Annotated in this window: 14 protein-coding genes; 11 read left to right on the plus strand and 3 right to left on the minus strand. The window is 69.6% G+C overall.

Annotated elements, in window-relative coordinates; all coding sequences use genetic code 11:
• Nucleotides 1–102 precede the first annotated feature (102 nt).
• From GNZ18_RS04325 to GNZ18_RS04335, 3 genes are all read left to right on the plus strand, one after another.
• Nucleotides 103–1,584, plus strand: a complete 1,482-nt coding sequence (locus tag GNZ18_RS04325) for a glutamate-cysteine ligase family protein (protein ID WP_156214697.1) — start codon at nucleotides 103–105, stop codon at nucleotides 1,582–1,584.
• 70 nt (nucleotides 1,585–1,654) lie between these two features.
• A complete protein-coding gene (locus GNZ18_RS04330; RefSeq protein WP_242882445.1) occupies nucleotides 1,655–2,341 on the plus strand; it encodes a response regulator transcription factor in 687 nt (228 codons plus the stop codon).
• Nucleotides 2,338–3,402, plus strand: coding sequence for a HAMP domain-containing sensor histidine kinase (locus GNZ18_RS04335; protein ID WP_156214699.1), 1,065 nt, complete (start codon nucleotides 2,338–2,340; stop codon nucleotides 3,400–3,402). Before GNZ18_RS04330 ends, GNZ18_RS04335 begins: the two co-directional genes overlap by 4 nt.
• 11 nt (nucleotides 3,403–3,413) lie before the next feature.
• Here GNZ18_RS04335 and GNZ18_RS04340 read toward each other — a convergent pair whose 3' ends face one another.
• Nucleotides 3,414–3,983, minus strand: a complete 570-nt coding sequence (locus GNZ18_RS04340) for an NUDIX domain-containing protein (protein WP_156214700.1) — start codon at nucleotides 3,981–3,983, stop codon at nucleotides 3,414–3,416.
• A complete protein-coding gene (locus GNZ18_RS04345; RefSeq protein ID WP_156214701.1) occupies nucleotides 3,984–4,733 on the minus strand; it encodes a GntR family transcriptional regulator in 750 nt (249 codons plus the stop codon).
• Between the two features lie 275 nt (nucleotides 4,734–5,008).
• Here GNZ18_RS04345 and GNZ18_RS04350 point away from each other — a divergent pair, with 275 nt between their 5' ends.
• The 8 genes from GNZ18_RS04350 to GNZ18_RS04385 all read left to right on the plus strand — a co-directional run bounded on the left by GNZ18_RS04350 (nucleotide 5,009) and on the right by GNZ18_RS04385 (nucleotide 11,092).
• Nucleotides 5,009–5,218 (plus strand): hypothetical protein, encoded by a 210-nt coding sequence (locus GNZ18_RS04350; RefSeq protein WP_156214702.1) that lies wholly within the window; start codon nucleotides 5,009–5,011, stop codon nucleotides 5,216–5,218.
• A gap of 180 nt (nucleotides 5,219–5,398) precedes the next feature.
• Nucleotides 5,399–6,958, plus strand: a complete 1,560-nt coding sequence (gene qcrB / locus GNZ18_RS04355) for a cytochrome bc1 complex cytochrome b subunit (RefSeq protein ID WP_156214703.1) — start codon at nucleotides 5,399–5,401, stop codon at nucleotides 6,956–6,958.
• Nucleotides 6,959–7,239: 281 nt separating this feature from the next.
• Nucleotides 7,240–7,869: a DUF4360 domain-containing protein gene (locus GNZ18_RS04360; RefSeq protein WP_156214704.1), complete on the plus strand. Its 630-nt coding sequence runs from the start codon at nucleotides 7,240–7,242 to the stop codon at nucleotides 7,867–7,869.
• Nucleotides 7,866–8,483, plus strand: coding sequence for a DUF4360 domain-containing protein (locus GNZ18_RS04365; RefSeq protein ID WP_156214705.1), 618 nt, complete (start codon nucleotides 7,866–7,868; stop codon nucleotides 8,481–8,483). The genes GNZ18_RS04360 and GNZ18_RS04365 overlap by 4 nt, the downstream gene beginning before the upstream one ends.
• Before the next feature lie 57 nt (nucleotides 8,484–8,540).
• Entirely contained in the window at nucleotides 8,541–9,152 is a 612-nt protein-coding gene (locus GNZ18_RS04370) for a DUF4360 domain-containing protein (RefSeq protein ID WP_156214706.1), read from the plus strand.
• The gene (locus GNZ18_RS04375; RefSeq protein ID WP_156214707.1) at nucleotides 9,149–9,760 is read left to right on the plus strand and encodes a DUF4360 domain-containing protein; all 612 of its coding nucleotides are present in this window, start codon (nucleotides 9,149–9,151) and stop codon (nucleotides 9,758–9,760) included. The genes GNZ18_RS04370 and GNZ18_RS04375 overlap by 4 nt, the downstream gene beginning before the upstream one ends.
• The gene (locus GNZ18_RS04380) at nucleotides 9,757–10,362 is read left to right on the plus strand and encodes a DUF4360 domain-containing protein (protein WP_173390637.1); all 606 of its coding nucleotides are present in this window, start codon (nucleotides 9,757–9,759) and stop codon (nucleotides 10,360–10,362) included. Before GNZ18_RS04375 ends, GNZ18_RS04380 begins: the two co-directional genes overlap by 4 nt.
• A 64-nt stretch (nucleotides 10,363–10,426) precedes the next feature.
• Complete coding sequence (locus GNZ18_RS04385; RefSeq protein ID WP_156214709.1) at nucleotides 10,427–11,092, plus strand: hypothetical protein; 666 nt, start codon at nucleotides 10,427–10,429, stop codon at nucleotides 11,090–11,092.
• 54 nt (nucleotides 11,093–11,146) lie between these two features.
• Here the strand turns inward: GNZ18_RS04385 and GNZ18_RS04390 are convergent, their stop codons facing one another.
• Complete coding sequence (locus GNZ18_RS04390; RefSeq protein ID WP_156214710.1) at nucleotides 11,147–12,205, minus strand: S1 family peptidase; 1,059 nt, start codon at nucleotides 12,203–12,205, stop codon at nucleotides 11,147–11,149.
• Between the last annotated feature and the right edge of the window lie 295 nt (nucleotides 12,206–12,500).

Below are 12,500 nucleotides of genomic sequence, written 5' to 3' on the forward strand. Positions count from 1 at the left end.
CTGCCCGTACCGGGACATCCCGTTTCATGACGGTTCCTTCACAGCACCATCTCCCAAGCACCACCTCCGTAGGCACCATCTCCTAAGCACAGGGACGGACACATGGGCAGGGACGTGGCCTCGGCCACCATCAGCGGCGAGGACAGGCGGCGGTACCGGAACAAGGTCCGCGCCTGCCTCGACGTGCTGGCCCGCATGCTGGGCGAGTCTCAGTTCGACTTCGAGCGACCCCACATCGGGCTGGAGATCGAGCTCAACCTGATCGACGCCCTCGGCGACCCGCTGATGCGCAACGAGGACGTGCTCAAGGCCATCGCCGACCCCGCCTGGGCGACCGAGCTGGGCCAGTTCAACCTTGAGATCAACATCCCGCCCCGCGAGCTGGGCGGGGAGGGGACGGGCGAGCTGGAGGCCGAGGTCCGCGACCAGCTCGAACACGCCGAGGCGCGGGCCCGCGAGGTCGGCGGCCGGCTGGTCATGATCGGCATCCTGCCGACGCTGCGCCGCTCCGACATCGGCGAGGAGATCCTCTCCGCCAACGCCCGCTACAAGATGCTGAACGACCAGATCTTCGCGGCGCGCGGCGAGGAGCTGCACATCGCGATCGACGGTCCGGAACCGCTGCGCATGCACGCCGACAACATCACCCCCGAGGCCGCATGCACGAGCGTCCAGTTCCACCTCCAGGTCAGTCCCGAGCAGTTCGGCGCGTACTGGAACGCCGCCCAGGCCCTGGCGGGCGCGCAGGTCGCGATGGGCTGCAACTCCCCCTACCTGTTCGGCCACCAGCTCTGGCACGAGACCCGCATCACGCTGTTCGAGCAGGCCACCGACACGCGGCCGGACGAGCTGAAGACGCAGGGCGTCCGCCCCCGGGTCTGGTTCGGGGAGCGCTGGGTCACCTCCGTCTTCGACCTGTTCGAGGAGAACACCCGCTACTTCCCCGCGCTGCTGCCGCTGTGCGACGAGGAGGACCCGAACGCCGTCCTGGAGGAGGGCGGGATCCCCGAACTCGGTGAGCTGACCCTCCACAACGGCACCGTCTACCGCTGGAACCGTCCCATCTACGCGGTCGTCAAGGGCCGTCCCCACCTGCGCGTCGAGAACCGCGTGCTGCCCGCGGGCCCCACCGCCGCCGACGTCATCGCCAACGGCGCGTTCTACTACGGCGTCACGCGGATGCTGGCCGAGGAGGAGCGCCCCGTCTGGACGCGCATGTCCTTCAGCAGCGCCGAGGTGAACCTGCACCGCGCCGCCCGCGACGGCCTCGAATCCAGCCTCTACTGGCCCGGCATGGGCGAGGTGCCCGCCGCCGAGCTGATCCTGCGCAAGCTCCTGCCCCTCGCCCACGAGGGCCTGGACCGCTGGGGCGTGGACCCGGCCCGGCGCGACCGGCTCCTCGGCATCGTCGAACGCCGCTGCCTCACCGGCCAGACCGGGTCCGCATGGCAGATCGACACCGTCCACGCGCTGGAGAACTCCTACGGAGCCTCCCGCCACGACGCCCTGCGCACCATGACGCGCGCGTATGCGGAGCACATCCGCGACAACGACCCCGTCCACACGTGGGAGGTCGGCCCCTAGGGGCGGCCTTCACGATTCCTCCACAACTCGCACGCTGAGCACACATCTCGGGCTTCTAGAGTCTGGGCTTGTGACAGCGAGAGCGCCCCGCGTCCTCCTCGTCGAGGACGAGCCGACGATCGCGCGGGCCGTGGTGGACCGGCTCGCGGCCGAGGGCTTCGCGGTGGACGTCGCCGCCGACGGCCCGGCCGCGGTCGACATGGCCCGCGCATGCGAACCCGACCTCATCGTCCTGGACGTGATGCTCCCCGGGTTCGACGGCCTGGAGGTCTGCCGGCGCGTGCAGGCCGAGCGCCCGGTGCCGGTGCTGATGCTGACCGCGCGCGACGACGAGACCGACCTGCTCGTCGGCCTCGCCGTCGGCGCCGACGACTACGTGACCAAGCCGTTCAGCATGCGCGAGCTGGTCGCCCGGATCCGCGCGCTGCTGCGCCGCGTCCAGCGGCCCGCGCCGGACGCGGCGGCCGCGCCGCCGGTGCGGATCGGACCCCTGGAGCTGGACGCGCGGGCCCGCCGCGTCCGGCGGGACGGCCGCGAGGTGCACCTGACGCCGACCGAGTTCGACCTGCTCGCCTGCCTCGTCCGCAACCGCGGGGCGGTGCTGACCCGCGCCGTCCTGCTCGAACAGGTGTGGGACTGGGCGGACGCCTCCGGGACGCGCGTGGTCGACAGCCACGTCAAGGCGCTGCGCCGCAAGCTCGGCCCCGACCTCATCCGCACCGTGCACGGCGTCGGCTACAGCCTGGACTCCGCATGAGCGTCATCCACAGGCTGTGGGCGAGCCTGCCGCGCCCCCTGGACCCGCTGCGCTCGATCAAGGTCAAGTTCGGCGTCGTGGTCGTGGTCACGGCGTGCGTGGCGGTGCTGATCGTCCTGTGGGGCTACCCGCTGGGGTTCCGCGCGCGGCAGACGATGCCGGTCGGCGTGCTGATCTCGCTCGTCGTGATCCAGCTGCTCGCGCACGGCATGACGGCCCCGCTGCGCGAGATGACCGCCGCCGCGCGGGCGATGGCGCGCGGCGACTACAGCCGCCGCGTCCGCGCCACCTCCCGCGACGAGGTCGGCGAGCTGGCCCACGCCTTCAACCGGATGGCCGCCGACCTCGCCGAGGTCGACCGGCAGCGCCGCGAGTTCGTCGCGAACGTCTCGCACGAGCTGCGCACCCCGATCAGCGCGCTGCGGGCCGTCCTGGAGAACGTCGCCGACGGCGTCACCCCGGCGACGCCCGAGGTCCTCGACTCGGCGCTCGACCAGACCGAGCGGCTCGGCCGCCTGGTGACGCAGCTCCTCGACCTGTCCCGGGCCGACGCGGGCGCCGCGCCGCTCGACCTGTCCCGCCTGGACGTCGCCGCGTTCGTCGCCGACGTGACCGCCGAGGCCGCCGCGAGCCATCCCGGCGCCCGCTTCGTCTCCGACGTCGCACCCGGCCTGCACGCCGCCGCCGACCGCGACCGCCTCCACCAGGTCATCGCCAACCTCCTCGACAACGCCGCCCGGCACGGCCCGCCCGGCACCCCGGTCACCGTCACCGCCCGCCCCGGCGCCGCCCCGGGCGGCCTCGTCCTGGAGGTCGCCGACGAGGGCCCCGGCATCCCGCCCGCCGAACGCGCCCGCGTCTTCGAACGCTTCTCCCGAGGCGCCCCCGGCACCCGCGCCGCGGCCGCCGGAACGTCCCAGGGCACCCCCGGCGGCGGCACCGGCCTGGGCCTCGCCATCGCACGCTGGGCCACCGACCTGCACGGCGGCGACATCACCGTCCTGGACACCCCCAAGGGGTGCCGCATCCGCGTCCGGCTGCCCGCCGCACCGCTCCCCTGAACCCGGGCGGGTCAGGGGTTCTCGTGGAGGATCAGCAGGGCGTAGGCGGCGACGGAGGAGTCGTCGGTGATACGGCCGTCGCGGATCATGGCCCTGACCTCGGCGCGGCTGAACCAGCGCTGCCGCATGTCCTGCTCCTCCGGCTCGCGGTCGGTCTCGCCCGCCCGCAGGTCGGCGGCGACGAAGACGTTGAAGCCCTGGCCGCTCGTCCCGTGTGAGCAGTTCAGGTAGCCGAGGTGGGTCAGCGACGCGGCGCGCAGGCCCGTCTCCTGGCGGAGTTCGAGGCGGGCGAGCTCCTCCGGGTCGCCCTCCCGGCGGCCTGGGAACGTGCCCTGGGGAAAGTTCCAGGTGCGGCGCCGGATGGGGTAGCGGTACTCCTCGACGAGGTGGAAACCGCCGTTCTCCATCGGGATCACCAGGACGAAGTCGGGCTTGTCGACGACGCCGTAGATGCCGCGCGAGCCGTCCGGCCTTTCGACCTCGTCCTCGCGGACGACCATCCACGGGTTCTCGTACACCACCCGCGTGGCGACCCGCCGGACCGCGTGCTCATCCCCGCCGTTTTCAGCGCCGTCGTGCATTCAGGCTCCCGACCCGTATCGGTAGACGAGTTCGTGCCGGTCGCCCACCACCACGCGGTGGGTGACCTCGACCACCCGGTCGTCCTGGTCGCGGGCGCGGCGCCACACGGTCAGGACGGGCTGCTCGGCGCCGATCGCCAGCGTCCGCTGCTCGTCCACCAGCGGCATCCGGCAGGTGACCGCCTCCTCGAAGGTGATGCGGTGGCCGGCCTCCTCCAGCCGCGAGTAGATACCGCCCGGCCCCGTGTCGATCTCGCGCAGCACCGGGATCCGCGCGACGATCTCCATGATCACCCAGGTGGTCGCGGTCTGGACGGGCGGCTCCCCCTCGACGCCCTGGACGCGCGCCCGCTCCAGCACCCGCGTCCCGGCGGGCACCGCGAGCCGGCGGGCGACCTGCGCGTCGGCGCCGGTCTCGCGGACCTCGGTGCGGGTGAAGGGGCGCCGCCCGTCCGCCCGCACCGACACATGGAAGCCGCGCCACCCGCCGACCTGCCGGGTGACGTCGGACGCGGCGCGCCGCACCGGCCGCTCCGGCCGCACCTGCACGCCCGCGCCGCGCCTGGCCTGCACGAGTCCCTGTTCGGCGAGCATCCGCAGCGCCCGCCGGACGGTCGAGCGGTCGGCCCCGAACTCGCGCGCCAGCTCCCGCTCGGAGGGCAGCCAGGCGCCCGCCGCCATCTCGCCCTCGACGATCCGGGCGGCGAGCGCGCTCGTGATCGCCTGGGCCTTGGCGGGGGGACGCGGCATACCTGATCTGCTCCGAACTGCGTGCTTTGGTCGTCCAACCTACAGCGTGCCCCGGCGGCGCCGGGCCCCCGACCAGGGGTTGGACCGCCGGGGCGGGCCGGGGTCGGCCGTGGAGCACGGCCGCGCGGCGCCCGGCGATGACCGGTACCGGCCGCGCCGCGCGGGACGTCGCGGATGGGGTCTTCGTCCATAGCCCCCACCGCGTCGGGGCCGCCGACCTAGGGTAGACCTACCATGACACGACCAAGGAGTCCGCGGTGTCGTTAATGAGGTGCATGCCGGGTTGGCACGCCGAGCGTTCGGCGAGGGGGCTCCGGGCGACCCGGGTGACCTCGCTGACGAACTACCAGATCAGGAACGGCTGCCTGAGGGAGCTCGTCGCGGGCGACGAGGGCGAGCTGTGGCTGCTGTGCGACGCGCAGACCCGGCTCGCCGAACGCGTCGCCACCGCCGAGAGGCTGCGCGTCAACCGGAGCGACTCCTGACGCTCGCGTGGCCCGCGGGGGACGAAGCGCGGGCTGACGGCCCTCAGGACGCGAAGTCCAGGTCGAGAAACGCCTAATTCGGCACGAAACTGTGAATAAGTACTACAAGCGGGACACTCTGGTTCATCTCACTACTCGGTGCGACAGTGAAGACACAACCGACCGAAGGCGTGAGATGCCATGTCCGGCGACCGCGAACGTCCGAGCGCCTTAGGAGCGACCGGACGCGCGCTGGACGACCGCTTCGGCGGCGCCGCGTTCCTGCGCAAGGCGATCCGCAAGGCGTTCCCCGACCACTGGAGCTTCCTGCTCGGTGAGATCGCGATGTACTCGTTCGCGATCATCCTGCTGACCGGGGTCTTCCTGACCCTCTTCTTCAGGCCGAGCATGCACGAGGTCGTCTACAACGGCTCCTACCGGCCGCTGCGCGGCGTCCGGATGAGCGAGGCGTACGCCTCCACGCTGAACATCAGCTTCGAGGTGCGCGGCGGGCTGCTCGTGCGGCAACTGCACCACTGGGCGACGATCATCTTCATGGCGGCGATCGTCGTCCACCTCCTGCGGAACTTCTTCACCGGCGCGTTCCGCAGGCCGCGCGAGCTGAACTGGCTGATCGGCGTGACGCTGTTCCTGCTGGTGATGCTCAACGGCCTGTTCGGCTACTCGCTGCCCGACGACCTGCTCTCGGGCACCGGCATCCGCATCCTGGAAGGCGTCATCGCCTCGATCCCGCTCGTCGGCTCCTACCTGCTGATGTTCCTGTTCGACGGCGAGTTCCCCGGCGAGATGATCGTCCCGCGCCTGTACGTCGTGCACATCCTGCTGATCCCGGGCATCCTGCTCGCGCTCATCCCGCTGCACGCCGTCGTGCTGACCTGGCGGCAGACGCACACCCAGTTCCCGGGCAAGGGCGGCTCCAACCGGACCGTGCGGGGTTACCCGTTCTTCCCCGTGTTCGCCGCGAAGACGACCGCGTTCTTCCTCTGGGTGTTCGGCGTGACGGCCCTGCTCGCGACGTTCTTCCAGATCAACCCGATCTGGCTGTTCGGCCCCTACGACCCGGGCGCGATCAGCTCCGGCTCCCAGCCCGACTGGTACATGGGCTGGCTGGAGGGCGCCCTGCGCATGATGCCCGCCTGGGAGATCACCGCGTGGGGCCGTACGCTCCCGATGAGCGTGCTCGTCCCCGCGCTGGGCGTGCCCGGCCTCCTGTTCACCGGCCTCGCCGCCTACCCGTTCCTCGAACGCTGGGTGACCGGCGACCAGGGCGTGCACCACCTCCTCGACCGGCCCCGGGACGTCCCCGCCCGGACCGGCGTCGGCGCCGGCGGCGTCGTCTTCTACGGCGTCCTGTGGGCGGCGGGCGGCAACGACGTGATCGCGGACCGCTTCTCCATCCCGCTGTTCTGGACGACCTGGTTCTTCCGCGGCGCGGTCGTCCTCGGCCCCGTCCTGGCCTACGTGATCGCCTACCGCGTCTGCCTGGGCCTCCAGCGCCGCGCCCTCGCCCTCGCCGCGCACGGTTTGGAGACCGGCGTCATCCGCCGCTCACCGTCCGGCGGGTACTCCGAGGTCGAACGCCCGCTGGACGGGGAGCGCCTGGCCCCCATCGCGGACGACCGTCCGCCCGCCGCCCTGGCGATCGCCGAGGACGTCCGCCCAGGCCGCCTCCGCCGCACCCTGAACCGCCACTTCAGACGAGACCTGCGCGTCCCGCCATCGCGCGACTCCCTGCACTGACCGCCTTTCCAGGCATCGGTAACCACGGAAATCAATGTCCGATTCACCGGGACACGCCGCACACCAGGGATCTCCCCCGAATCCCCGGCACAAATACTTCGACCGCGATGCAATCAAGGCGGCACCGGTTGAAAAAGGCGTCTTGACCGACTTCTCTGACACGGCTTACCTTCGCGGTGAACTCGCCGGTGCGATATCGCCGCTCGAAAACACACTTCTCGGCCGTCCGGAAACGGGTGGCGGGTGCACCGACCCGTCAATTCGCCACGGAGATCCCGGCCATGAAGAAGACCAGAAAGGCGGCGCTCGCCGCGATCGGCGCCGCCGCCCTGCCCGCCCTGACCGCGCTCCCCGCGTCCGCCGACCCGGCGCCGCCCGCCACCATCCAGGTGGTGTCCACCCCGGCGTCCTGCCCGGTTGGCACGATGGTCGTCTCGTCCTCTCCAGGGGAGGGCAGGATCAGCCTCCACCCGTCGAACTTCAAGGTGTCCGCCGGGAAGGACGTGCCCGCCGAGGAGGCGCAGAAGTCCTGCGAACTCTCGCTGCGGCTCATCATGCCGGTGAGTTCCACCTGGGCGCTGGAGAGCATCGACTCACGCGGCACCGCGAATCTGGGCCCCGGCGTGGTCGGCGAGGTGTCGCAGTCCTACCACCTCCAGGGAAGCACGCGGCACCACAAGATCGTGCACACGCTCAAGGCCCCGAACGACACGTTGCGGTTCGAGGACGAGACCCCGCTGGAATTCGCCCCCTGCGGACAGCAGCGCGACCTCAACCTTGAGACACGGCTCCGGGTGAAGTCACCCGACGAGGCCGGTGCGGGCTCGGTCGCCATGGAGTTCCCCGGCGGCGGGACGACCTACAACTTCGTCTACAAGACCTGCGAACCCCCGGAACAGGCACGGTCATGAAAAAGACCAAGAAGGCAGCGCTCGTCGCTCTCAGCACCACCCTCCCACTGCTTACGGCCCTCCCCGCGTCCGCAGACCCGCCACCGCGGTTCACTTTCAGTGTGGCGCCCGGGTGGGGCTGCCCGAACCATGGGGTAAGCCTCGTCATCTCCCCTCCCTCTCAGGGGGAAATCAAGATGATTCTCAGTATTGCACCCTTCAAAGCATCCGTGGGGAAGGACGTGCCCGCGGAGGAGGCCCGGAAGAAATGCGCCATATACCTAATCATCAACCATGCCTCCGATTACACCTGGGGTCTCAAGAGCATCAGCACCCGCGGCGAAGCGGACCTGGAACCCGGGACGACCGGCGAGGTGACGCTCAGACACTGGTACCCAGGAGGCCCAGCGGGCGCCGAGATCTCACGCACGATCAACGCTCCGACGCGATCCTGGTGGCTTGAACACGACGGGCCGCCGGAATTCCTCCCCTGCGGGCAACATCGCGGCCTCAACCTTGAGACGCGGCTCCAGGTGACGACGACCGACCCCGCCAAGGCCGGCTGGATCTCCCTGGGGGACGAATTCGATTCAAAAACGGCCTACACCCTTGCCTACAAAACCTGTAAGCCGTAAAAGCCCGCTATCCGGCGGGTGCTCTGGCCCCGCCGCCTCTCCAAGGAGGCCATCGCCATGAAGAAGAGCAGGAAAGCGGCACTCGCCGCGATCGGCGCCACCGCCCTCCCCCTACTGGCGGCACCGCCCGCCTCCGCCACCTCAAAACCGGGGATAAGCTTCGAAATAGTGATCACTCCAATGGCCTGCACATCGATGGAATTCTCCATCACCTCCACTTCGGAGGAAGCAAGGCTGCACCTTTCCATAGGCGGTCTCACCGCGTCCGTCGGACCGGATGTGCCCGCCAAGGAAGCCAGGAAGTCCTGCAAAATCATGCTGAAACCCCACTTCTCGGTGCCGTCCGCCTGGGCGCTGAAGAGCATCGACTCTCGCGGCACCGCCGACCTGGAGCCCGAGGTCACCGGCGAGGTGACGAACGGCTACCAGGTTCAGGGCGGACCGGCCCACGAGATCTCACACAAGATCAACGCTCCGACACGGTCCTGGCACTTCGAAGACGAAACACCGCTGGAATTCGTCCCTTGCGGGCAGGCGCGCAATCTCAATCTTGAAACGCGACTCCAGGTGACGACGACCGACCCGGCCAAGTCAGGCTCCATATCGCTGGACTCCCCTGGCGGCGGAACAACGTACAGACTCGTCTACAAGGAGTGTCGTTCAGCATGAAGAACACCAAGAACGCAGCGCTCGTCGCAATCGGCGCCGCCGCCCTGCCCCTGCTGACAGCACCGCCGGTCTCCGCGATCTCGAAACCAGGGATAAGCATCACGATAGGGACCATTTCGTGCGCGGCCGGCTCGATGAATCTCCTGCCTGACTCCGACCCAGGGCGATTCAGACTTCGCTTCTCTACGTGGGACTTCGCGGCGTCCGTCGGGAAGGACGTCCCCGCAGAGAAAGCCCGAAAGTCTTGCACGTTCAATTTGATATTCCACTTCTCGGTACCGTCCACCTGGGCGCTTGAGAGCATCAGCTCTCGCGGTACCGCCGACCTGGAGCCCGAGGTCACCGGCAAGGTGACGAACGAATACCAAGTCTCGGGCACACCGGCCCACGAGATTTCACACGCGATCAACGCCCCGACCCGGACCTGGCAATTCGAAGACGTAACGCCGCTGGTATTCCTCCCTTGTGGGGCAGAACGCAGTCTCATCCTGAAGACGCAACTACAGGTGGAGACGACCGACCCGGCCAAGGCGGGCTCCATATCGCTGGATTCCCCGGACGAGGGAGCAACATACAGCATCGCCTACAAGAAATGTCCTGCACCATGAAGAAGACCAAGAACGCGGCGCTTGTCGCGGTCGGTGCAGCCGCCTTGCCCCTGCTGACGGCGTTCCCCGCGTCCGCCGTGCCGGAACCGTCCGCCAAGGCCCAGGTCGTCCGGTCCGCATGTCCGGGCGAAGTCTCCGTCTCGGAAGACGGGGGCAGGGTCAACGTCAAAATCAAGAACTTCAAGGCGTCCGTCGGGGGTGACGTGAACCCCAAAGAGGCTCAGAAATCGTGCAGTTTCAGCATAAGCATCCGCATACCGCAGGGTTTCACCGGGGCAGTCGCGAGTACCGACACCCGCCTCGCGGCGGACCTGGACCCGGGAGTCGTCGGCGAACTCACGCAGAGCTATCGGTGGCGGGGAAGCCCGGGAAGCGACGTCAGCATGCACGCGGTCGCCGGTCACAAGGGCAACCTTCAGTTCACCGATATGGTGCCTACAGCACAACTGAAATATGCTCGCTGCGACGCGCCGGAATTCCTTGATCTTGAGACGCGCATCCGGGTGAAGTCATCCGACCCGTCCGAGGAGGGCTGGCTCTCACTGGACTCCCCCGGGGGCGGGATGACGTACTCCTTCGCCTACAAGGTGTGTAACCGGTAGGAGTGGGACCCCTCCCGCGCAGGGCGGTCTACCGTCCGAGCCTGTCCCAAGGCAGGAGGCGGGCGTGGGAGCTACGACACTGGTCACCGTTGTACTGTTCGTGCTGGCGGCGGCGGGCGGCGCGTTCGCCGCTCAACGGCTCCGCGCCAAGTCGCGGCATCCTGGGGTCGCGGAGTTGGCGCGGGGCAAGGTCTGCCTGTTCTGCCTCAGTCCCGTGCCGGTCGACGGGCGCTTCGCCACCCTGACCGAGTCCAAGGCGCGGGACTCCCTCGGCGCGGCGCCGCCTGAGGGGGCCTCGTTCACCGGCCCCCAAGGGGAGAAGCAGTTCCTCACTCACATCGAGTGCCTGCGCGACGCGCAGGAAGAGGTCTGCATGTTCTGCCTGCGGGGGATCCTGCCGGGTGAGGAGATGGCGTTCATCGAGCGGCCGTACGCGCGGGACGTGCTCGGCGAGGAGCCGGTCGAGCGGGCGGCGGGCGTTGACCCCGACGGGAAGCCCTGCTTCTTCGGCCACGCGGACTGCACGCGCGAGGCGACGAAGGCGCTCTGCATGTTCTGCCTGACGGAGATGAAGGCCGGCGACATCAGCATCGGTTTCGAGAAGCCACGCGCGCGCGAACTGCTCGGCGCGGAGCCGTCCCCGCGATCCGAGACCACGGAGCCTGGCGGAAATGGATGTCACGTCGCCCACGCGGAATGCGCGCGCGCCGCCGGGGCGGATATCGGCTGAAAATGAATGTGGGGCTCCCGGCGGGGGTTCGGGAGCCCCACATCTGCGGGATGGCTACCGCTTCAGGGTGAGTCCCTGGGACTGGAGCGCCTCGTCCAGCGGCTGGAAGTAGGACTGGAAGCCGCTGCGGCAGCTCCCGGTCGTGCCGCCGGAGGTGATGCCGATGGCCGTGCTGCCCGACTGGAGCGAGCCGCCGCTGTCACCGGGCTGGACGCACGCGGTGGTCTCGATCAGACCGCTGACCGCGCCCTCCTGGTAGTTGACCGTGCGGTTGTAGCCGCGGATGGTGCCGGACGTCGTGCCCGTCGTGGAGCCCTTCTTCTGGATCTGGGTTCCGGCCTGCGGCTTCCCGACCTGGGTGAGCTGGGCGTTGGTGAGGGAGACCGAGCCCGTCTTGCGGATCGTGCCGTAGTCGTTGCCCGGGAAGCTGCTCGCCTGGCGCGTGCCAACGGTCTGGCCGCCGGACGTCGTCCACGTCGAGCCGATGTTGGTGCAGTGCCCGGCGGTGACGACGTACTCCGTCCCGCCGCTGGCGCCGATCGCCGACACCGAGCACCGCGAGCCGCCGGTGAGGATCGCCTCGCCGGGGCCGAGGGTCAGCCGCGGCGCGGCCGCGACCCGCTTGATCTGGACCGTGTCGCCGAGCGCCCGCGCCCGCTTCACGAACGCCTTGGTCGCGGCGTCGTTGTCGCCCTGCGGGACGCTGATGACGACGGCGTTGGAGATGACGTCGACGCCCCAGGCGAGGCCGACCGTCCCGTCGGTCCCGGCGAGCCGGTCGAGCTTGGTCATGGACGCGGTGAGGGGGGCGATACCGTGCTTGACGACGCGGGCCTTGGCGCCCGACGCCCTGACCTGCTGCGCTGCCGCCTCACTGGTCACGTTGACGACGAGGTTCCCGGCACCGTCGAGGTAGGTGCCCGCCTGCCGGCCGCCGAGACGGCCGGTGAGCTGGTCGGCCAGCGCGTTGTGGGGGAGTTGGGCGAGCCGAACCGTACCCGCCTCCTGCGGCTGCGCCGAGGCCGGGGCGATCGCCGACACCGACACCGCGATCAACGCGGCGGCGCCGAGCAGTGGGGGGACCACGCCTTTGAGGTGCTCTCCACGGTTCACTTCTGTCCGCCTTTCGCCACCGACCTCTGGGGAGCGTCGGCGGCAACTCGGGGGTTGCGGGGCACGTTCCCGACCGCCGAATCCGCTGGTGCGGGCCCGGACGGGAAAGGCAACGTGTGGTTGCAAAGTACTTCGCCATGCTGCCGCTGAACCAGCTTTCAAGGCACAACTGGAATTTCAACGGCCGGCGCGGGCGCCTGCGGCCGCCATCATCATCGACAGCGCGGCGAAATGCGCTTCGACCAGGTGGTTCGTCGCGACGCGACGTCTACTCGCAGCAATTTCTAGCCTGGAA

It is taken from the genome of Actinomadura litoris, assembly GCF_009733595.1.
Lineage (GTDB): Bacteria > Actinomycetota > Actinomycetes > Streptosporangiales > Streptosporangiaceae > Spirillospora > Spirillospora litoris.

What these genes read in the sequence shown, in the direction of transcription:
- GNZ18_RS04345 (WP_156214701.1), bottom strand. Translation starts at nt 4,733, where the DNA reads ATGCCGCGTCCCCCCGCCAAGGCCCAGGCGATCACGAGCGCGCTCGCC.
- GNZ18_RS04350 (WP_156214702.1), top strand. Translation starts at nt 5,009, where the DNA reads ATGCCGGGTTGGCACGCCGAGCGTTCGGCGAGGGGGCTCCGGGCGACC.
- GNZ18_RS04325 (WP_156214697.1), top strand. Translation starts at nt 103, where the DNA reads ATGGGCAGGGACGTGGCCTCGGCCACCATCAGCGGCGAGGACAGGCGG.
- GNZ18_RS04380 (WP_173390637.1), top strand. Translation starts at nt 9,757, where the DNA reads ATGAAGAAGACCAAGAACGCGGCGCTTGTCGCGGTCGGTGCAGCCGCC.
- qcrB (WP_156214703.1), top strand. Translation starts at nt 5,399, where the DNA reads ATGTCCGGCGACCGCGAACGTCCGAGCGCCTTAGGAGCGACCGGACGC.
- GNZ18_RS04375 (WP_156214707.1), top strand. Translation starts at nt 9,149, where the DNA reads ATGAAGAACACCAAGAACGCAGCGCTCGTCGCAATCGGCGCCGCCGCC.
- GNZ18_RS04370 (WP_156214706.1), top strand. Translation starts at nt 8,541, where the DNA reads ATGAAGAAGAGCAGGAAAGCGGCACTCGCCGCGATCGGCGCCACCGCC.
- GNZ18_RS04340 (WP_156214700.1), bottom strand. Translation starts at nt 3,983, where the DNA reads ATGCACGACGGCGCTGAAAACGGCGGGGATGAGCACGCGGTCCGGCGG.
- GNZ18_RS04335 (WP_156214699.1), top strand. Translation starts at nt 2,338, where the DNA reads ATGAGCGTCATCCACAGGCTGTGGGCGAGCCTGCCGCGCCCCCTGGAC.
- GNZ18_RS04360 (WP_156214704.1), top strand. Translation starts at nt 7,240, where the DNA reads ATGAAGAAGACCAGAAAGGCGGCGCTCGCCGCGATCGGCGCCGCCGCC.
- GNZ18_RS04365 (WP_156214705.1), top strand. Translation starts at nt 7,866, where the DNA reads ATGAAAAAGACCAAGAAGGCAGCGCTCGTCGCTCTCAGCACCACCCTC.